This is a genomic window from Burkholderia sp. NFPP32 (assembly GCF_900119325.1).
Lineage (GTDB): Bacteria > Pseudomonadota > Gammaproteobacteria > Burkholderiales > Burkholderiaceae > Burkholderia > Burkholderia pyrrocinia_C.
Genome location: NZ_FPJP01000001.1, coordinates 524,935 through 543,906 on the forward strand (window position 1 = coordinate 524,935; position 18,972 = coordinate 543,906).

The window sequence follows — 18,972 nt, forward strand, 5'->3', positions numbered from 1 at the left end:
GGGTGGACTGCTGCATCATAGGCGCCGGCGCGGCCGGTTGCAGGCGTTCGTTACCGGTGTCGGCGATCGCGCCGCCGCGGCTGTACGGTCGCCGAGAAGTCGGCCTGGGTCACGGCGAAGATGCCGCGAACCGATATCGCGAACACGGCAGCCGTTCAACCGGTCAGAATCGTCCCGTTGCCATTTCGGTGTGGTTGCGTGTCGAATCACGTGTTCTGCGGGCGTCGTCTTGTTTTAAATGTGTACGGGCCCTTGCAACATGCAAGGGCCGCGATGACAGAGGCCGCGAACCGGGAAGGTATCCGGACGACGACGATATGCGTGGTCGAATCTACAAACCCGCTCAGGCGAAGACGAAGTACTTGCGCACCGTCTCCACCACTTCCCAGGTCCCTTTCATGCCGGGTTCGATCACGAACACATCGCCGGCTTTCAGGTGCACCGACTCCTCGCCTTCCGGCGTGATGATGCAGTAGCCGTCGAGGAAATGGCAGAACTCCCATTTCTCGTAGTTCACCTCGAACTTGCCCGGGGTGCAGATCCAGGTGCCCATGATCTTGCTGCCGTCCTTGGAGACGTAAGCGTTGAGGTTCACGGTGTGCGGATCGCCGCCGATGCGCTTCCACTTGGTCGCGTCAAGGACCGGAGTCGGGCAGGTTTCGCGCAAAACGGTAATGAAATCGGACATGTCAGCTCCAAACGATCGGGTAAGTGATCCGTCACGTTAGTTCGGAAGCGTTACTGGGGCTTGCGTGCTTCCGACACCGACTCGTCTATTTTCGACACCGACTCGCCTGCAAGCGCGCTGTCAGTTCGTTGCCCGCTGGCTCGGACGGAATGGCCCCAGATTTGCGGATTGAACCAATCGAGCAAATTGCGTTGACGGACCGTTTTTTGGCCGATCTTTGACGACCATTCTCGGCAACGCCACCGCCCCACGATCCAGCGATACCAGTTTCGCTGCCACCGCCCTAAACCACCCGCTTGCCATCCCCACGCCAAACCCTGTAGAATCACGCGTTCTGCGGGCGTCGTATAATGGCCATTACCTCAGCTTCCCAAGCTGATGACGTGGGTTCGATTCCCATCGCCCGCTCCACTTTCCGGCTGCATCGCAGCCTGCGCAAAAGCCGCCTCGTCGAAGGCGGCTTTTTTGTACCATGTGCCGGTCCACCGGCAGCACTGCTGCGCACAACGGGCCCTCGCCCGCAACAAAGCCTTTCTCTGTACCGATGATGCACGACGATCCGAACGAAGCCGGCCTGCCGCCGCACGACGACGCCATTCCCGACGAAGCCGCCGACGGCGCCGACGAAGTCAACCCGCTGCACCACCGCCGCATCCGCAGCTTCGTCACGCGCGCCGGCCGCGTGTCGACCGGCCAGCGCCGCGCGCTCGACGAACTCGGCCCGCGCTTCGTCGTCCCGTATGCGCCGGAGATGCCCGACTGGAACGCGGTGTTCGGCCGCAGCGCGCCGCGCATCCTCGAGATCGGCTTCGGGATGGGCGCATCGACCGCGGAAATCGCCGCGAACCGCCCCGGCGACGACTTCCTCGGCGTCGAGGTGCACGAGCCGGGCGTCGGCGCGCTGCTGAAGCTGATCGGCGAGCAGAACCTGTCGAACATCCGCATCATCCAGCACGACGCGGTCGAAGTGCTCGAGCACATGCTCGCGCCGGAAAGCCTCGACGGCGTGCATATCTTCTTCCCCGATCCGTGGCACAAGGCGCGCCACCACAAGCGCCGGCTGATCCAGCCGCCGCTCGTCGCGCATCTCGCATCGCGCCTGAAGCCCGGTGCGTACATTCACTGCGCGACCGACTGGCAGAACTACGCGGAACAGATGCTGGAAGTGCTCGGCGCGGAACCGACGCTCGAAAACACGGCCGCCGACTATGCGCCGCGCCCCGACTATCGCCCGGTGACGAAGTTCGAACGGCGCGGGCTGCGGCTCGGCCACGGCGTGTGGGACCTGGTGTTCCGCAAGCGCGCAGGCTGAGCCATTCCGCCGAGGCGGCGCACGTCGCTCTGCCCCGGACGACAAAACGGCCCGACCGGCATCTGCCGATCGGGCCGTTTTTTATCGGAAGCGCGCCCGCCTCCGTATCTGCATCACGCCCAGTTCAACCAGCCGCTGTACCCGACCAGCAGCACGAACAGCCCGAACGCGATCCGGTACCACGCGAACACCGTGAAATCGTGCGTCGCGACGTAGCGCAGCAGCCAGCGCACGCACACGAACGCGCTGACGAACGCGGCGACGAGCCCGAGTGCGAACAGGCCGAGCGAATCGACGGTGAACGCCTGCCAGTCCTTGACGGTTTCATAGAGCGTCGCGCCGAAGATGATCGGAATCGCGAGGAAGAACGAGAATTCGGTGGCGACGCGCCGGTCGAGGCCGAACAGCATCCCGCCGATGATCGTCGAGCCCGACCGCGACATGCCGGGAATCAACGCGAAGCACTGCGCGATGCCGACCTTCAGCGCATCGAGCGGCGTCAATGCATCGACCGACATCACGCGCGGCGGCTCGCCGCGCTCGCGCTGCCGCGCCTCGGCCCACAGGATGATCGCACCGCCCACGACGAGCGCGAACGCGACGGGCACCGGCGAGAACAGCACGGCCTTGATCTTCTTCTCGAACAGGAGGCCGAGCGCGATCGCGGGAATCGTCGCGATCACGACGTTCAGCGTGAAGCGCCGCGCGTCGGGCCGGCTCGGCAGCCCGGACACGATCGATGCGATCCGTTGCCGGTACTCCCAGCAAACCGCGAGGATCGCGCCGAACTGGATCACGACGTCGAAGGTTTTCGCGTGCGAATCATTGAAATTCAGGAAGCTGCCCGCGACGATCAGGTGACCGGTGCTCGACACCGGCAGGAATTCCGTCAGCCCCTCGACGACGCCGAGGATCAATGCCTTGCAGATCAGGATCCAGTCCATCCGTGGCCCAACTCCGAAATGGTCGAAAGGAAGGGCCAGGTTGCCGCGCGGCCCGCTCGGCCGCGCGGCTCGACGTCATTTTTCGACGATCGCCACGCGTATGCCGTTTGTAAGAATCGTAATTGTACCGGGTTCGTAGTTCACCCCGGCAAATTGCAGCTGTTCGGGCTTGAACGTGTAGATCGGATAGTTGGTCAGCACCTGCGTCGCGAGCAGGCCGGCGGCAGCGCCGACCTGTTGCCCGTACATCTGCGCGTCGCCGTCGAGCACGAGGCTGTCGACGGACGGCGCCTTCAGCACGACCGAGCGGCTCGGCGCGTCGTACGCGAGCTGGCCCGACACGGTGAACTTGCCGCTGACGGGCGCGCGCAGGAACGGGCTCGCGAAATTCGCGTCGAGTTGCACGGCGACGCGGTTCTGGTCGGGCAGCAGGTTGACGGCCGGGTTCGCGAGCGACACGTCGACGACCTGCGCGACCGTCTTCTGGTACGGGAACTTGCGCGCGACGGCTTTCTGCACGTCGCCGCGCGAGAACGTGTAGTGATCGGGGATGAACGGGAATGTCGACGCGCACGCGGCGAGCGACAGCGTCACGCCGATGGCGCCGACGGTTGCGGCGAGAAAACGGCGCCGGCCGGGCGCGCGAGGTGCGGTCATGCTTGAACAATCTCCTGTATCCGGCGCAGCGGCGATCGGGCTGTCGGCGCTGCGCCCATGCCGGGCAATCGACCGGAGTTAGTGTTTCAACCCGCGCCGCGGGTTCCATGCGTCGTATTCGCGTCGAACGCGGCCGGCAATCCGCTACCGCCCCATGCCGCCACGCGGCGCCGGCTGCGTCGCGACCTCGAGGCGCGTAAGCCACGCGAGCGCGTCGCTGCGCGATGCGCCGCACATGTCGGCGGACGGCTGCAGCCCTGAGCAGCACGCGGGACGCTCGGGCAGGCCGAAGATCCGGCAGCGCAGGTCGTCGCCTAGCTGCACGCAGCGCACGCCGGCCGGCTTGCCGTCGGGCATGCCCGGAATGGGGCTGGAAATCGACGGCGCGATGCAGCACGCGCCGCAACCCTCGCGGCACGCATGCGGCGGCGGGACATCGGCGGGCGCCGGGCGGACAGGCATTTCGACGGACACTCGGCTCTCTCGAACGAACAACAAAAAACGGTGCGACAACCGGACGCGGTGTCCGGCAGCCCACCTCGCATTGTGCCATCGCCGGCTGCGACGTTATTACGCAATGCAGCCGAATCGCGCGTTTATATACTCGAAAGCATCTGAAAAGTGAAAAGCGCGAGACCATCATGAGCTCCGGTTCTGCCGACATAATGTTCCGTCCCGATTTGCTCACGAAATACGGCGCGAACGGGCCGCGCTATACGTCGTACCCCACCGCGCTGCAGTTTCGCGACGATTTCGATCCGGCCGACTACGTGCGCGCGGCCGGCGACCCCGGCGCGTCGTCGAGCGAGCTGTCGCTGTATTTCCACATCCCGTTCTGCAACACCGCGTGCTTCTACTGCGGCTGCAACAAGATCGCGACCAACAACCGCCGCCGCGCGCGCCCGTATCTCGACCAGCTCAAGCGCGAGATGGCGCTGCAGGCCGCGCTGTTCGATCCGTCGCGCCCGGTCACGCAACTGCACTGGGGCGGCGGCACGCCGACCTTTCTTTCCGACGACGAAACGGCCGAGCTGATGGCGGCCACCCGCGAGCACTTCGCGCTCGCGCCGGACGCCGACGCCGAGTTCTCGATCGAGATCGACCCGCGCACGGTCACGCCCGCGGCGCTCGTGCATCTGCGCACGATCGGCTTCAACCGGCTGAGCCTCGGCGTGCAGGATTTCGATCCGGTCGTGCAGCAGGCGATCAACCGCATCCAGCCGCTCGCGATGACGGCCGACCTCCTCGCCGCCGCGCGCGCGACGGGCTTCCATTCGGTCAGCGTCGACCTGATCTACGGGCTGCCGCACCAGACGGTCGCCGTGTTCGCGCGCACGCTCGAGACGATCATCGAACTCGCGCCCGACCGGCTGTCGGTGTTCGGCTACGCGCACATGCCGCACCTGTTCAAGATGCAGCGGCAGATCGACGATGCGACGCTGCCGCCGCCCGAAACGCGCATCGCGCTGCTCGGCCTCGCGATCGACATGCTGACGTCGGCCGGCTACGTGTACATCGGGATGGACCACTTCGCGCGGCCGTCCGACGAGCTCGTGCGAGCACAACGGAACGGCACGCTGCAGCGCAATTTCCAGGGCTACAGCACGCGCGCGGATACCGACCTCGTCGGTTTCGGCGTGTCGTCGATCGGCAAGGTCGGCGACGTGTACGCGCAGAACGCGAAGGACCTGCCCGCGTACGGCGCCGCGCTCGACGCGGGCCGGCTGCCGATCGTGCGCGGCGTGCGGCTCACGCCCGACGACCGGCTGCGCCGCGACGTGATCACGCAACTGATGTGCAACCTCGAACTGCCGTTCTCGCATGTCGAGGCCGCGCACGGCATCCGCTTCGCCGATCATTTCGCGCGCGAGCTCGACGCACTGCGCCCGTTCGAGCGCGACGGGCTGCTGACGATCGCGCGCGAGCGCCTGACGATCCATCCGGCCGGCCGGATGGTCGTGCGCAACATCGCGATGGCGTTCGACGCGTATCTCGGCCAGACGTCTCGACAGCGCTACTCGCGCACGGTCTAGCGCCGGCGCCAAACCGGCGGCCGCACGCGGGCGTGCCGCCGGTTTGCTACAGTGTGAGGCTTCCGCTCCGCCAGAACCCGCACGATGCGCACCACCAAAGCGACCCACGCGGTCGAACGCCTGAAGACCCGCTCCGGCAACCCGCAATTCGCGGCCGTCGCGATGGCGGGCGGCCTGTTCTATCTCGTCGACCGCTCCGGCGGCACCGCCGAGAAGCGCTGCGAGCCGCTGCCGCTCGACGAGTTCGTCAAGTTCGTCGACGAATTCGGCCCCCAAAAGCCGCGCAAGGCGAGCAAGCTCGACCTCGCTTTCGAGGCGCAGATCAAGAAGAGCAAAGGGTAAAGGTCTGTTGCAGGCTGCCTGAAGGCTTGACCGCCGCCCTGTTTGGTACAATCGCGTAGTTTATCTACCCCCGCTGATGGCCGACCAGGCTGCGTGACCACACCATGAATATCGAAAACGCGCGTTTCAACATGATCGAACAGCAGATCCGTCCGTGGGACGTGCTGGATCTGGACGTCCTGGGCCTGCTGTCGATCGTCAAGCGTGAAAACTACGTTCAGCCCGAATACCGCGATCTCGCGTTCGCCGATCTCGAACTGCCGCTGCCCGGCGGCCGCAGCAAGATGCTGTTCCCGCGCGTCGAAGCGCGCGTGCTGCAGGAGCTGACGGTCAAGAAGCACGAAAACGTGCTGCTGATCGGCGCGGGCTCGGGCTACCTGGCCGCGCTGTTCGCGCATCGCGCGCAGCACGTGACGGCTGTCGAGATCGATCCGGCGATCGCGAAGTTCGCGGAAGACAACCTTCGCAACGACGGCGTGACCAACGCGGAAGTCGTGCTCGGCGACGGTTCGCGCGGCTGGGCCGGCAAGGCGCCGTACGACGTGATCTGCGTCGCGGGCGGCCTGCCCGTCGTGCCGCAGGAAATGCTCGAACAGCTGAAGGTCGGCGGCCGCCTGTCGGCGTTCGTCGGCGGCCGTCCGGTGATGAAGGCGCAGATCATCACGCGCATCGACGACAAGCAGTACCGCGTCGCCGACGTGTTCGAAACCTACATCGACCACCTCGTCAACGCGATCGAGCCGTCGCGCTTCAAGTTCTGAGCGGCGGAGCCTCCATGCAGATCCTGACGCCCGCGATGCTCGCGGAATGGCTCGGCGATACGGCGCGCCCCGCGCCGGTCGTGCTCGACGTGCGCGAGCCGTGGGAAATCGCGACCGCGCAGATCGCCGGCAGCGTGTCGATCCCGATGCAGCAGATTCCCGCGCGCAGCGAAGAGCTCGACGACGAAGCGGAAATCGTCTGCGTGTGCCATCACGGGATGCGCAGCGCGCAGGTCGCGATGTTCCTCGAATCGCGCGGCTTCACGAAGCTGTACAACCTGCAAGGCGGGATCGACGCGTGGTCGCGCGACGTCGATCCGTCCGTGCCGCGTTACTGATCTCTCCGGCGGCGCATCGCGCGCCGCCATACGGTGACCGGCGCCGCGCCGGCCACACGATCCGCCGAACGGGCGCGCATGGCGCGCCCGTTTCGCTTTCCCGCCCTACTCCGTTTCGCTTTCCCGCCCTACTCCGTTTCCCTTTGCGCATCGGCAACGATCGCGAACAGCCCGGCAATCTGCGCGTCGTCGATGACGAGCGGCGGCGAGAACGCGGGGATGTCGCCCGCATAGCGGATCGTCGCACCGTTCCGGCAGCGCGAGCAGGCACCGTAACGGTGAAGCGCGTCCGTGCACCATTTGCGCCCGCGAACCTGCACCGCAACGGACCATTGATGCCGCACGAAGCGTCACTCGCACCGCGCGTTCGCCCGCACCGGCACGTCCGGCGTGCATGCATGCGGACTGGCACATGCCTTGCGTTATCCGATGGCAGGCGCCGCCACGGCGCACGCATATCCAACACGTCAAGGGGAACCCGATGAAACGTCGCAGTCTGTTGAAGTTCGGTTCGATGGCCGGCGCGCTCGCGCTGGCGGGCAAGAGCCCGTTCGCGCATGCGGCCGATGCGGGCACCGGCCCGATCAAGGTCGGCATCCTGCACTCGCTGTCGGGCACGATGGCGATCTCGGAGACGTCGCTGAAGGACACCGCGCTGATGACGATCGCCGACATCAACAAGAGCGGCGGCGTGATGGGTCGCAAGCTCGAGCCCGTGGTGGTCGATCCCGCGTCGAACTGGCCGCTGTTCGCCGAGAAGGCGCGCCAGCTACTCACGCAGGACAAGGTCGCGTGCGTGTTCGGCTGCTGGACCTCGGTGTCGCGCAAGTCCGTGCTGCCGGTGTTCGAGGAACTGAACGGGCTGCTCTACTACCCGGTGCAGTACGAAGGCGAGGAAATGTCGCGCAACGTGTTCTACACGGGCGCCGCGCCGAACCAGCAGGCGATTCCGGCCGTCGAGTACCTGATGAGCGCGGAAGGCGGCGGCGCGAAGCGCTTCTTCCTGCTCGGCACCGACTACGTGTATCCGCGCACGACCAACAAGATCCTGCGCGCATTCCTGAAATCGAAGGGCGTGAAGGACGCCGACATTCAGGAGGTCTACACGCCGTTCGGCCACAGCGATTACCAGACCATCGTCGCGAACATCAAGACCTTCTCGCAGGGCGGCAAGACGACCGTGATCTCGACGATCAACGGCGACTCGAACGTGCCGTTCTACAAGGAGCTCGGCAACCAGGGCATCAAGGCGACCGACGTGCCGGTCGTCGCGTTCTCGGTCGGCGAGGAGGAACTGCGCGGGATCGACACGAAGCCGCTCGTCGGCCATCTCGCCGCGTGGAACTACTTCATGTCGGTGAAGAACCCGACCAACACGAAATTCAAGGACCAGTTCGCCGCATGGGTGAAGGCGAACAACCTGCCGGGCGGCGCGAAGCGCGTGACCAACGACCCGATGGAAGCGACCTACGTGGGCATCCACATGTGGAAGCAGGCCGTCGAGAAGGCGAAGAGCACCGACGTCGACAAGGTGCGCGTCGCGATGATCGGCCAGACCGTCGCCGCGCCGTCGGGCTTCACGCTCGCGATGGATGGCAACCATCACCTGCACAAGCCGGTGATGATCGGCGAGATCCGCGGCGACGGGCAGTTCAACGTCGTGTGGAAGACGAAGACCGCGGTGCGCGCGCAGCCGTGGAGCCCGTTCATCGCAGGCAACCAGGGCAAGCCGGACATCGTCTCGTCGATCCCGGCGTTCCTGCGCCGGCAGCGCGCGGCGCTGGCCTGACGCGGTGCGGCGCGTCGCGCACCGGCGTGACGTGCCGCTCGCATGCCGGTGCGGATGCGCCGGCCGCGCTTGCGGTGACGAACCGCACGCGCCGGCGCATCGCCGCATGAATCCGCTTCCCCACGCCCGACAGGATTTCCCGATGCCTATCCGCTTTCGCCGAGCCGCCGTCGCGATCGTCGCGTGCGCCGCCCTCGCGGGTGCACTGCCGCGCGCCGCGTTCGCGCTGACGGCCGCCGATACCACCGCGCTCGCCGGCGACGACTTCGACGCGAAGACGGCCGCGATCGACCGGCTCGCCGCCGATGCCGATCCGCGCGCCGTTGCCGTGCTCAACGCGCTGTCGACCGGCGACGCGCTCGCGACCGGCGACGGCCGCCTGCTGATCCAGGCCGGCGACACGGCGCACGACGCGCTCACGCAGGCCGCGACGCCGGCCGGCGACGCGCAGCCCGTGATGCTGAACAACCTGCTGCGCACGAAGATCGCGGGCGCGCTGTCGGGCCTCGCGCTTGCATCGCCCGACGTCGCCGCGCGACGCGACGCGATCGATGCGCTGCTGAAGTCGCCCGACCCGGCACTCAAGCCGATGATCGACCGCGCGCGCGCAAAGGAAACCGATCCCGCGCTGAAGCGCCGCCTCGATGCACTGTGGGCGATCGCCGCGCTGCACGATGCCGATCCGGCGAAACGCCTCGAAGCCGTGCAGGTGGTGGCCGCTCGCCACGACCTCGACATGATCGAACAACTGCGCCCGCTCGTCGCGAAGAACGCCGACGGCAGCTACGCGGAGCCCGACGCGCGCGTGCGCGATGCCGCACAGCAGGGGCTCGACGCATTGCACTCGCTGCAGCGCCGCGGCGAGATCGTCGGCACGCTGTTCGCGGGCCTGTCGCTCGGCAGCGTGCTGCTGCTCGCCGCGCTCGGCCTCGCGATCACGTACGGGCTGATCGGCGTGATCAACATGGCGCACGGCGAATTCCTGATGATCGGTGCGTACGCAACCTATGTCGTGCAGACACTGATCCAGCGCTATGCCCCGGCCGCGTTCGACTGGTATCCGCTCGTCGCCGTGCCCGTGTCGTTCGCGACGGCCGCGATCGTCGGCATCGTGCTCGAACGGCTCGTGCTGCGACACTTGTACGGCCGCCCGCTCGAAACATTGCTCGCGACCTTCGGCGTGAGCCTGATCCTGATCCAGGCGACGCGCATGCTGTTCGGCGCGCAGAACGTGCAGGTCGTGAACCCGTCGTGGATGAGCGGCGGCGTGACCGTGATGCAGAACCTGATCCTGCCGTACAACCGGCTCGCGATCCTCGCGTTCGCGCTTGCGGTGGTATTCGTCGCATGGGCCGTGCTGACGAAGACGCGGCTCGGCCTGTTCGTGCGCGCGGTCACGCAGAACCGCCGGATGGCCGCATGCGTCGGCGTGAAGACCGCGCGCGTCGACGCGTATGCGTTCGCGTTCGGCGCGGGCATCGCCGGACTCGGCGGCTGCGCGCTGTCGCAGATCGGCAACGTGGGCCCCGATCTCGGCCAGAACTACATCATCGATTCGTTCATGGCGGTCGTGCTCGGCGGCGTCGGGCAGATCGCCGGCACCGTGCTCGGCGGCTTCGGGCTCGGCCTCGCGAGCAAGGCGATCGAGCCGTTCTGGGGCGCCGTGCTCGCGAAGATCGCGGTGCTCGTGATGATCGTGCTGTTCATCCAGAAACGTCCTCAGGGCATGTTCGCCCCGAAGGGCCGCAGCGCGGAGGCTTGACGTGACTTTCATAACCGATTCGGTGTCGAACCCGGTCGCCGGCGCACCGAAGCCCGCTGCCGCCGCACGTACAGCAGACGGCTTCGCGCTCGGCCTGCCGCCGCGCCCTGCGCTGCTGTCGCGCCGCGCATGGCTCGCGCTCGTCGCGCTGTGCATCGCGATCGGCATCGGCGTGCCGCTCGCCGCGCTCGTCGCGCCCGAAGCGAGCGCATTCCATCTGTCCGCCTACGCGATGACGCTCGCCGGCAAGCTGATGTGCTACGCGATCGCCGCGCTCGCGCTCGATCTCGTGTGGGGCTACTGCGGCATCCTGAGCCTCGGCCATGGCCTCTTCTTCGCGCTCGGCGGCTACGCGATCGGCATGTACCTGATGCGCGAGATCGGCCGCGACGGCAAGTACGGCAGCGACCTGCCCGACTTCATGGTGTTCCTCGACTGGCACCAGTTGCCGTGGTACTGGAGCGGCACGCAGCATCTCGCGTGGGCGCTCGCGCTCGTCGTGCTGGTGCCGGCCGTGCTCGCATGGGTGTTCGGCTTCTTCACGTTCCGTTCGCGCGTGAAAGGCGTGTACCTGTCGATCATCACGCAGGCGCTGACGTTCGCCGCGATGCTGCTGTTCTATCGCAACGAGACGGGCTTCGGCGGCAACAACGGCTTCACCGACTTCAAGCGCATCGCGGGTTTCGCGATCACGTCGCCCGGCACGCGCACGGTGCTGTTGCTGCTGACGTTCGCGACGCTGGTGCTCGCGTTCATCGCCGCGCGCGCGATCGTCACGAGCAAGCTCGGGCGCGTCGTCACCGCGGTGCGCGACGGCGAGACGCGGCTGATGTTCCTCGGCTACAGCCCGCTCGCGTACAAGCTGTTCGTGTGGACCGTGTCGGCCGTGCTGTGCGGCATCGCGGGCGCGCTGTACGTGCCGCAGGTCGGCATCATCAATCCCGGCGAGATGTCGCCCGGCAACTCGATCGAAATGGCGATCTGGGTCGCGGTAGGCGGGCGCGGCACGCTGATCGGGCCGATCGTCGGCGCGTTCGCGGTGAACGGCGCGAAGAGTTTCTTTACCGCGTACTTCGCCGAATACTGGCTGTTCTTCCTCGGCCTGATCTTCGTGCTCGTGCCGCTACTGCTGCCGCGCGGGATCATGGGCCTCGTCGAAACCGTGCTCGCGAAGGGGAAACGTGCATGAACGGAACAGCCCTCTATCAATTCACGCCGCCGCCGGAAGACGAGCTGCTGGCCGTCAGCGGCACCGCTTCGATGGGCCGCGTCGTGCCGCCCGGCATCGACACGTCGCACGGCACGATCCTCTACCTCGAGGATATCGAGGTGAGCTTCGACGGCTTCCGCGCGCTGAAGAAGCTGTCGCTCGCGATCGACGCGGGCGAGCTGCGCTGCGTGATCGGCCCGAACGGCGCCGGCAAGACCACGATGATGGACGTGATCACCGGCAAGACGCGCCCCGACGCCGGCAACGTGTTTCTCGGCCAGACGCTCGACCTCGCGCGGATGAGCGAGCCCGAGATCGCGCGCGCCGGCATCGGTCGCAAGTTTCAGAAGCCGACCGTGTTCGAACAGCATCCGGTATGGGAAAACCTCGAGCTCGCGATGCAGACCGATAAGGGCTGGCTCGCGTCGCTGCGCGCACGGCTCGACCGCACGGCGCAGGCGAAGATCGAGGAGACGCTCGCGCTGATCGGCCTCGAAAGCCATGCGTTTCGCGCGGCCGGCGAACTGTCGCACGGGCAGAAGCAGCGGCTCGAGATCGGCATGCTGCTGATGCAGCGCCCCGCGCTGCTGCTGCTCGACGAGCCGGCGGCCGGGATGACCGACCACGAAACGATGGAACTCGCCGAGCTGCTGAACACGCTGCGCGGCACCTGCTCGATGATGGTCGTCGAGCACGACATGGAATTCGTCGCGGCGCTCGCGGGCGACACGGGCCGCGTGACGGTGATGGCCGAAGGCGCGGTGCTCGCGCAGGGCACGCTCGACCAGGTCAAGCGCGACGACGCGGTGATCGAGTCTTATCTCGGACGTTGAAACGATGCTGAAGATCGAAGCACTGAACCAGTACTACGGCGGCAGCCATATCCTGCGCAACGTGAACCTCGCCGCCGACGACGGCAAGCTCACCGTGCTGCTCGGCCGCAACGGCGTCGGCAAGAGCACGCTGCTGCGCTGCCTGATGGGCGTGGTCGCCGCGAAAAGCGGCACCGTGTCGTGGCGCGGCACGGCGCTCGGCGCGCTGCCGCCGTATGCGCGCGTCGCGGCCGGGCTCGCGTACGTGCCGCAGGGCCGCGACATCTTTCCGCGGCTGACCGTCGAGGAAAACCTGCTCGTCGGCGCGGCGAGCCGCAAGGCGCCGTCGAAAGTGCCCGACCGCATCTATGACCTGTTCCCGGTGCTGAAGGACATGCGCGCGCGGCGCGGCGGCGACCTGTCGGGCGGCCAGCAGCAGCAGCTCGCGATCGGCCGCGCGCTGATGAGCGAGCCGCAGCTGCTGATCCTCGACGAGCCGACCGAGGGCATCCAGCCGTCGATCATCCAGGACATCGGCCGCACGCTGCGCCAGCTCGTCGACGAATCGAACATGACGGTGCTTCTCGTCGAACAGTATTACGATTTCGCGCGCTCGATCGCGGATCGCTACTGGGTGATGAGCCGCGGCGAGATCGTCGCGGGCGGCGATGCGCGCGACATGGAAACGAACGGCGTGCGCGAGCTGATCGCGGTGTGACGCGCGGCACGGCAGCGGGCACGGCCGGCCGGTTCGCGGTGCGACCGCACGCGGCGCTTTCAACGAACGCGGCATCTGCATTATTGTTCCGGTAGCATCCACGTCCTTCGCGCCCGTTTCTCTCGTTTCCCGCTCGCTGCCGATGTCCGCCCCCGATTCCCACGCCCCGCTGTCCCGCCCCGCCGTCGCCAAGTCATGGCGCGGCCGCCTCGAACTCGGCTTCGAGCGGTACGGCGCGCGCACGACGCTCGCGCACCGGCTGCACGACGGCCCGCTGCGCGTGCAGCGGCCGCTGTACCCGGAAGGCGACGCGATCTGCCATGCGGTGATCGTCCACCCGCCTGGCGGCGTCGCGGGTGGCGACCGGCTCGACATCGACATCGCGCTCGGCGACGGCACGCACGCGGTGCTGACGACGCCCGGCGCGACCAAGTGGTACAAGTCGAACGGCCTCGACGCGACGCAGCGCATCGGCATCGCGGTCGGCGAGCACGCGAAGCTCGACTGGCTGCCGCAGAACAACCTGTTCTTCGACGCGGCGCACGCAGCGCTCGATTTCACGGTGACGCTCGGCGCGGGCGCGAGCGCGATCGGCTGGGACGCGACGCAGCTCGGCCGGCAGGCGGCCGGCGAAACCTGGTCGGCGGGCCGCATCGCGTCGACCTCCGCGCTCGTCGGTGCCGACGGCCGGCCGCTGTGGACCGAGCGCGCGCTGCTCGACGCGCGCGATCCGCTGCGCGGCGCGCTACAGGGCCTCGCAGGTTTTCCCGCCTACGGCACGCTGTGGGCCGCCGGCGCCGCGTGCGACGCCGCACTGGCCGAATCGCTCGCCGCGCGGATGCCGTTCGACGACACGCTGCGCGCGGGCGCAACCTGCGTAACGCCCGGCGTCGTGCTCGTGCGCGCGCTGTCGACATCGATGGAAGCGCTGCAGCGCCACTTCACCGATTGCTGGCTGCAGTTGCGGCCGATCGTGCACGGCGTCGACGCACGGCCGCTGCGCCTCTGGCAAACCTGAGCGCGCCCGCGCCACGCACCGTTTCGGCGCATCCCCGTATCAGGCGCCGCACGTTACCCATGCATCGCGCACCACGAACGCGCATTGCGCTGCGTTCCATGCACATGGCACGCGCCTTGCTGCTTACATAACCGATACACGGCGCGCGCAAAACGGCGCGGTGCTACGATGACCCGCACGTCCGCCCGGTTGCGCGCGCACCGATAAAAATTACGTTTTCCTGAACGTTTGCCTTCATGAAACTGACTCCCCGAGAAAAGGACAAGCTGCTGATCTTCACGGCGGCGCTGCTGGCCGAACGCCGTCGCGCGCGCGGCCTGAAGCTCAACTATCCGGAGGCGGTCGCCTTCATCACCGCCGCGCTGATGGAAGCCGCGCGCGACGGCAAGACGGTTGCCGAGGTGATGCACTACGGCACGACGCTGCTCACGCGCGACGACGTGATGGATGGCGTGCCCGAAATGATTCCCGACATCCAGGTCGAGGCGACCTTCCCCGACGGCACGAAGCTCGTGACCGTTCATCATCCGATTCCGTGAGGCAACGCATGATCCCCGGCGAAATCCTCACCGACGACGGCGAGCACGAACTGAACGCGGGCCGCGAAACGCTGACGCTCGTCGTCGCGAACACCGGCGACCGCCCGGTGCAGGTCGGCTCGCACTACCACTTCTTCGAAGTCAACGACGCACTGTCGTTCGACCGCGCAGCCGCGCGCGGCTTCCGGCTCAACATCGCGGCCGGCACGGCCGTGCGCTTCGAGCCGGGCCAGACGCGCACGGTCGAGCTTGTCGCGCTCGCGGGCGATCGCGCCGTCTACGGTTTTCAGGGCAAGGTGATGGGGCCGCTCTGAGCGACGCCTCACATCCGTCTCTTCAGGAACAGCACGACATGACACTACGCTTGAGCCGCCGCGCGTACGCGGAAATGTTCGGGCCGACGACGGGCGACCGCGTCCGGCTCGCCGATACCGAACTGCTGATCGAGATCGAACGCGACTTCACGACCTACGGCGAGGAAGTGAAATTCGGCGGCGGGAAAGTGATCCGCGACGGGATGGGCCAGTCGCAGCGCGTGGCCGCCGACGTGCCCGACACGGTCATCACGAACGCGGTGATCCTCGATCACTGGGGCATCGTGAAAGCCGACATCGCGATCAAGCACGGCCGCATCGCCGCGATCGGCAAGGCCGGCAATCCCGACATCCAGCCGGGCGTGACGATCGCGATCGGCGCCGCGACCGAAGTGATCGCCGGCGAAGGGCTGATCGTGACGGCGGGCGGCATCGACACGCACATCCACTTCATCAGCCCGCAGCAGATCGACGAGGCGCTCGCATCGGGCGTCACGACGATGCTCGGCGGCGGCACGGGGCCCGCCACCGGCACCAACGCGACGACCTGCACGCCGGGCCCGTGGCACATGGAGCGGATGCTGCAGGCCGCCGACGGCTGGCCGATCAACCTCGGCTTTCTCGGCAAGGGCAACGCGAGCCTGCCCGAGCCGCTCGTCGAGCAGATCGCGGCCGGCGCGATCGGGCTGAAGCTGCACGAGGACTGGGGCACGACGCCCGCCGCGATCGACAACTGCCTGTCGGTCGCCGACGACACCGACACGCAGGTCGCGATCCACACCGACACGCTGAACGAAGCCGGCTTCGTCGAATCGACGGTCGCTGCGTTCAAGGGCCGCACGATCCACACGTACCACACCGAAGGCGCGGGCGGCGGCCACGCACCCGACATCCTGAAGGTGTGCGGCGAGGCGAACGTGCTGCCGTCGTCGACCAACCCGACGCGCCCGTACACGATCAACACGCTCGACGAGCATCTCGACATGCTGATGGTGTGCCATCACCTCGATCCGTCGATCGCCGAGGATCTCGCGTTCGCCGAATCGCGGATTCGCCGCGAGACGATCGCGGCCGAGGACATCCTGCACGATCTCGGCGCGCTGTCGATGCTGTCGTCCGATTCGCAGGCGATGGGCCGCGTCGGCGAAGTGATCATCCGCACGTGGCAGACCGCGCACAAGATGAAGGTGCAGCGCGGCGCGCTGCCCGAAGACGGCGCGCGCAACGACAACTTCCGCGCGAAGCGCTACGTCGCGAAGTACACGATCAACCCGGCGATCACGCACGGGATCGCGCACGAAGTCGGTTCGATCGAGCCCGGCAAGTGGGCCGACCTCGTGCTGTGGGAACCCGCGTTCTTCGGGATCAAGCCGTCGATGATCCTGAAGGGCGGGATGATCGCGGTCGCGCAGATGGGCGACCCGAACGCGTCGATCCCGACGCCGCAGCCCGTCCACTATCGCGAGATGTTCGCGACGCGCGGCGGCGCGCTCGCGCGCACGTCGCTGACCTTCGTGTCGCAGATGGCAGCCGATGCGGGCATCGCGGAGCGCTACGGCCTTGCAAAACGGATCGTGCCCGTGCGCAACTGCCGCAACGTGACGAAGGCCGACATGATCCACAACGCATGGCGCCCGTCGATCAGCGTCGATCCCGAAACCTACGACGTGATCGCCGACGGCCAGTTGCTCACCTGCGAGCCGGCAACGGTGCTGCCGATGGCGCAGCGCTATTTCCTGTTCTGATTTCCGGTTTTCGTTTTATGCGCACCCTCGACAAACGCATTGCCCCGAACGTGAAACTCGCCGCGTCGCTCGTCGCGCGCGCACCGACACTCACGCTCGCGTATGACGCCCGCTGCAAGAGCCGCCTCGCGGCGACGCTCGACACCGGCGAGGACGTCGCAGTGCTGCTGCCGCGCGGCACCGTGCTGCGCGACGGCGACGTGCTCGTCGCCGACGACGGCGCGCTCGTGCGCGTCGCCGCGGCATCCGAAGCCGTACTGCTCGTGCGCGCGGCCGATCCGCTCACGCTGATGCGCGCCGCGTACCACCTCGGCAACCGTCACACGCCGGTCGAGATCGGCGACGGCTACCTGAAGCTCGAAGCCGATCCGGTACTCGCGGACATGCTGCGCCGGCTCGGCACGCAGGTCGAAGCAGCAAACGCGCCGTTCCAGCCGGAAGCCGGCGCGTACGGCGGCGGCCACAAGCACGGGCACGACGCGACGTTCGCCGAGGACTACGCGCTCGCGCAGCAGGTGTTCGGCGAACACCACGGGCATTCGCACGATCACGATCACGATCATCAACATGGTCCCGGATGCACGCACGGCCACGGCCATGACCACCACTGAACTCGTCGCGCTGCTGCACCTCGCGTCGCCGGCGCTGCCGATCGGCGCGTACAGCTATTCGCAGGGCCTCGAAGCCGCGCTCGACGCGAACCTGATCCACGACGCCGATTCCGCACGCGACTGGATCGCGAGCGGCCTGACCGACGTGCTCGCGCACGGCGAGCTGCCGTTCCTCGCACACCAGCTCGCGCGCTGGCATGCGCATGACGTACACGCGCTCGCCGCCGAAAATGCATGGTTCGTCGCGAGCCGCGAATCGGCGGAACTGCGCCGCGAGACCGAACAGATGGGCTGGTCGCTCGCGCAGCTCTGCGCATCGCTCGAATGGGGCGATGCCGCGCGCCGCGCGACGCTCGCGTCGATGTCGCCTATCGCGCTACCGACCGCATTCGCATACGCGGCCGCCGCGCACGATGCCGGCGCCGACGCGACGCTCGCCGCCTACGCATTCGGCTGGGTCGAGAACCAGACGTCCGCCGCGCTGAAGGCCGTGCCGCTCGGCCAGCTCGCCGGGCAACGCATCATCGTCGCGCTGCGCGGCGCGATCGACGCGGCCGTGCGCCGCGCGCTCGCGACGCCACCCGACGCCGTCAACACGTTCGCGCCGCAGCTCGGCATCCTGTCCGCGCGGCACGAAACCCAGTACTCGCGGTTGTTCCGCTCCTGAACACGACGCTACCCGCCATGAACGCACCTGCTCCCTCCTCCGCCCGCCGCACGAAGAAACTGCCGCCGCTGCGCGTCGGCATCGGCGGCCCCGTCGGCTCCGGCAAGACCACGCTGCTCGAAATGCTGTGCAAGGCGATGCGCGACAAGTACGACCTCGTCGCGATCACCAACGACATCTATACGAAGGAAGACCAGCGGCTGCTGACCGTTGCGGGCGCGCTGCCCGAGGAACGCATCATGGGCGTCGAGACGGGCGGCTGCCCGCACACGGCGATCCGCGAGGATGCGTCGATCAACCTCGAGGCCGTCGACCGGATGCTGTCGCGCTTTCCCGACGCCGACATCGTGTTCATCGAATCGGGCGGCGACAATCTCGCGGCGACGTTCAGCCCGGAGCTGTCGGACCTGACGATCTACGTGATCGACGTCGCGGGCGGCGAGAAGATTCCGCGCAAGGGCGGCCCCGGCATCACGAAGTCCGACCTGCTCGTGATCAACAAGACCGACCTCGCGCCGCTGGTCGGCGCGAACCTCGACGTGATGGCGTCCGACACGAAGAAGATGCGCGGCGAGCGGCCTTACGTGATGACGAACCTGAAGGCGCTCGACGGCGTAGCGGACGTGATCGCGTTCATCGAGAAGAAGGGCTTGCTGACGGTCTGAGCAGCGCGGCGGCGGCACACGACGCCGCCACGCATGCCCGGGGCGGC

Annotated in this window: 22 protein-coding genes and 1 tRNA gene; 18 read left to right on the forward strand and 5 right to left on the reverse strand. The window is 67.4% G+C overall.

What is annotated here, in order from left to right; genetic code table 11:
- Positions 1–343 precede the first annotated feature (343 nt).
- On the reverse strand, positions 344–688 hold the full coding sequence (locus BT264_RS02440; RefSeq protein WP_047900015.1) for a cupin domain-containing protein: 345 nt from the start codon (positions 686–688) through the stop codon (positions 344–346).
- Between the two features lie 336 nt (positions 689–1,024).
- On the opposite strand from BT264_RS02440, the gene BT264_RS02445 reads away from it, so the two are divergent.
- Together BT264_RS02445 and trmB are read left to right on the forward strand one after the other, a co-directional pair.
- Positions 1,025–1,099: transfer RNA gene (locus BT264_RS02445), tRNA-Gly, on the forward strand.
- Between the two features lie 133 nt (positions 1,100–1,232).
- On the forward strand, positions 1,233–2,000 hold the full coding sequence (gene trmB / locus BT264_RS02450; protein WP_072436148.1) for a tRNA (guanosine(46)-N7)-methyltransferase TrmB: 768 nt from the start codon (positions 1,233–1,235) through the stop codon (positions 1,998–2,000).
- Positions 2,001–2,113: 113 nt separating this feature from the next.
- On the opposite strand, the gene BT264_RS02455 is transcribed toward trmB, so the two are convergent.
- From BT264_RS02455 to BT264_RS02465, 3 genes are all read right to left on the reverse strand, one after another.
- Complete coding sequence (locus BT264_RS02455) at positions 2,114–2,944, reverse strand: undecaprenyl-diphosphate phosphatase (RefSeq protein ID WP_034182924.1); 831 nt, start codon at positions 2,942–2,944, stop codon at positions 2,114–2,116.
- 75 nt (positions 2,945–3,019) lie between these two features.
- Positions 3,020–3,601 carry a DUF1439 domain-containing protein gene (locus BT264_RS02460; protein ID WP_072436149.1) on the reverse strand — a complete coding sequence of 194 codons (582 nt, stop codon included), beginning with the start codon at positions 3,599–3,601 and terminating at the stop codon, positions 3,020–3,022.
- Between the two features lie 144 nt (positions 3,602–3,745).
- The gene (locus BT264_RS02465; RefSeq protein WP_072436150.1) at positions 3,746–4,063 is read right to left on the reverse strand and encodes a YkgJ family cysteine cluster protein; all 318 of its coding nucleotides are present in this window, start codon (positions 4,061–4,063) and stop codon (positions 3,746–3,748) included.
- A 179-nt stretch (positions 4,064–4,242) separates the two neighbouring features.
- On the opposite strand from BT264_RS02465, the gene hemN reads away from it, so the two are divergent.
- From hemN to BT264_RS02485, 4 genes are all read left to right on the forward strand, one after another.
- Positions 4,243–5,634 (forward strand): oxygen-independent coproporphyrinogen III oxidase, encoded by a 1,392-nt coding sequence (gene hemN / locus BT264_RS02470; protein ID WP_072436151.1) that lies wholly within the window; start codon positions 4,243–4,245, stop codon positions 5,632–5,634.
- An 84-nt stretch (positions 5,635–5,718) separates the two neighbouring features.
- The gene (locus tag BT264_RS02475; protein ID WP_049033582.1) at positions 5,719–5,976 is read left to right on the forward strand and encodes a hypothetical protein; all 258 of its coding nucleotides are present in this window, start codon (positions 5,719–5,721) and stop codon (positions 5,974–5,976) included.
- Positions 5,977–6,080: 104 nt separating this feature from the next.
- Entirely contained in the window at positions 6,081–6,737 is a 657-nt protein-coding gene (locus BT264_RS02480; protein WP_072436152.1) for a protein-L-isoaspartate O-methyltransferase family protein, read from the forward strand.
- 14 nt (positions 6,738–6,751) lie between these two features.
- Positions 6,752–7,075, forward strand: a complete 324-nt coding sequence (locus tag BT264_RS02485) for a rhodanese-like domain-containing protein (protein ID WP_006488544.1) — start codon at positions 6,752–6,754, stop codon at positions 7,073–7,075.
- Positions 7,076–7,203: 128 nt separating this feature from the next.
- Here the strand turns inward: BT264_RS02485 and BT264_RS40410 are convergent, their stop codons facing one another.
- Positions 7,204–7,419 carry a hypothetical protein gene (locus BT264_RS40410; protein ID WP_371287010.1) on the reverse strand — a complete coding sequence of 72 codons (216 nt, stop codon included), beginning with the start codon at positions 7,417–7,419 and terminating at the stop codon, positions 7,204–7,206.
- A gap of 137 nt (positions 7,420–7,556) precedes the next feature.
- On the opposite strand from BT264_RS40410, the gene urtA reads away from it, so the two are divergent.
- The 12 genes from urtA (at position 7,557) to ureG (ending at position 18,925) form a co-directional block, all read left to right on the forward strand.
- On the forward strand, positions 7,557–8,864 hold the full coding sequence (urtA, locus tag BT264_RS02495; protein ID WP_034182917.1) for an urea ABC transporter substrate-binding protein: 1,308 nt from the start codon (positions 7,557–7,559) through the stop codon (positions 8,862–8,864).
- Between the two features lie 142 nt (positions 8,865–9,006).
- Positions 9,007–10,626, forward strand: a complete 1,620-nt coding sequence (urtB, locus tag BT264_RS02500; RefSeq protein ID WP_072436153.1) for an urea ABC transporter permease subunit UrtB — start codon at positions 9,007–9,009, stop codon at positions 10,624–10,626.
- A gap of 1 nt (position 10,627) precedes the next feature.
- The gene (gene urtC, locus BT264_RS02505) at positions 10,628–11,815 is read left to right on the forward strand and encodes an urea ABC transporter permease subunit UrtC (RefSeq protein ID WP_072436154.1); all 1,188 of its coding nucleotides are present in this window, start codon (positions 10,628–10,630) and stop codon (positions 11,813–11,815) included.
- Positions 11,812–12,669 carry an urea ABC transporter ATP-binding protein UrtD gene (urtD, locus tag BT264_RS02510; RefSeq protein ID WP_034182914.1) on the forward strand — a complete coding sequence of 286 codons (858 nt, stop codon included), beginning with the start codon at positions 11,812–11,814 and terminating at the stop codon, positions 12,667–12,669. The genes urtC and urtD overlap by 4 nt, the downstream gene beginning before the upstream one ends.
- A gap of 4 nt (positions 12,670–12,673) precedes the next feature.
- Entirely contained in the window at positions 12,674–13,366 is a 693-nt protein-coding gene (gene urtE / locus BT264_RS02515; RefSeq protein WP_047900002.1) for an urea ABC transporter ATP-binding subunit UrtE, read from the forward strand.
- A gap of 142 nt (positions 13,367–13,508) precedes the next feature.
- Positions 13,509–14,384 carry an urease accessory protein UreD gene (locus BT264_RS02520; protein WP_072436155.1) on the forward strand — a complete coding sequence of 292 codons (876 nt, stop codon included), beginning with the start codon at positions 13,509–13,511 and terminating at the stop codon, positions 14,382–14,384.
- A 236-nt stretch (positions 14,385–14,620) separates the two neighbouring features.
- Positions 14,621–14,923 (forward strand): urease subunit gamma, encoded by a 303-nt coding sequence (gene ureA / locus BT264_RS02525; protein WP_006406310.1) that lies wholly within the window; start codon positions 14,621–14,623, stop codon positions 14,921–14,923.
- Positions 14,924–14,931: 8 nt separating this feature from the next.
- Positions 14,932–15,237 carry an urease subunit beta gene (locus BT264_RS02530; protein ID WP_034182910.1) on the forward strand — a complete coding sequence of 102 codons (306 nt, stop codon included), beginning with the start codon at positions 14,932–14,934 and terminating at the stop codon, positions 15,235–15,237.
- 38 nt (positions 15,238–15,275) lie between these two features.
- Entirely contained in the window at positions 15,276–16,982 is a 1,707-nt protein-coding gene (gene ureC / locus BT264_RS02535) for an urease subunit alpha (protein WP_072436156.1), read from the forward strand.
- A 17-nt stretch (positions 16,983–16,999) separates the two neighbouring features.
- Positions 17,000–17,593: an urease accessory protein UreE gene (gene ureE / locus BT264_RS02540; protein ID WP_072436157.1), complete on the forward strand. Its 594-nt coding sequence runs from the start codon at positions 17,000–17,002 to the stop codon at positions 17,591–17,593.
- The gene (locus BT264_RS02545; protein ID WP_072436158.1) at positions 17,580–18,260 is read left to right on the forward strand and encodes an urease accessory protein UreF; all 681 of its coding nucleotides are present in this window, start codon (positions 17,580–17,582) and stop codon (positions 18,258–18,260) included. Before ureE ends, BT264_RS02545 begins: the two co-directional genes overlap by 14 nt.
- Positions 18,261–18,277: 17 nt before the next feature.
- The gene (gene ureG / locus BT264_RS02550; RefSeq protein WP_072436159.1) at positions 18,278–18,925 is read left to right on the forward strand and encodes an urease accessory protein UreG; all 648 of its coding nucleotides are present in this window, start codon (positions 18,278–18,280) and stop codon (positions 18,923–18,925) included.
- Positions 18,926–18,972 lie beyond the last annotated feature (47 nt).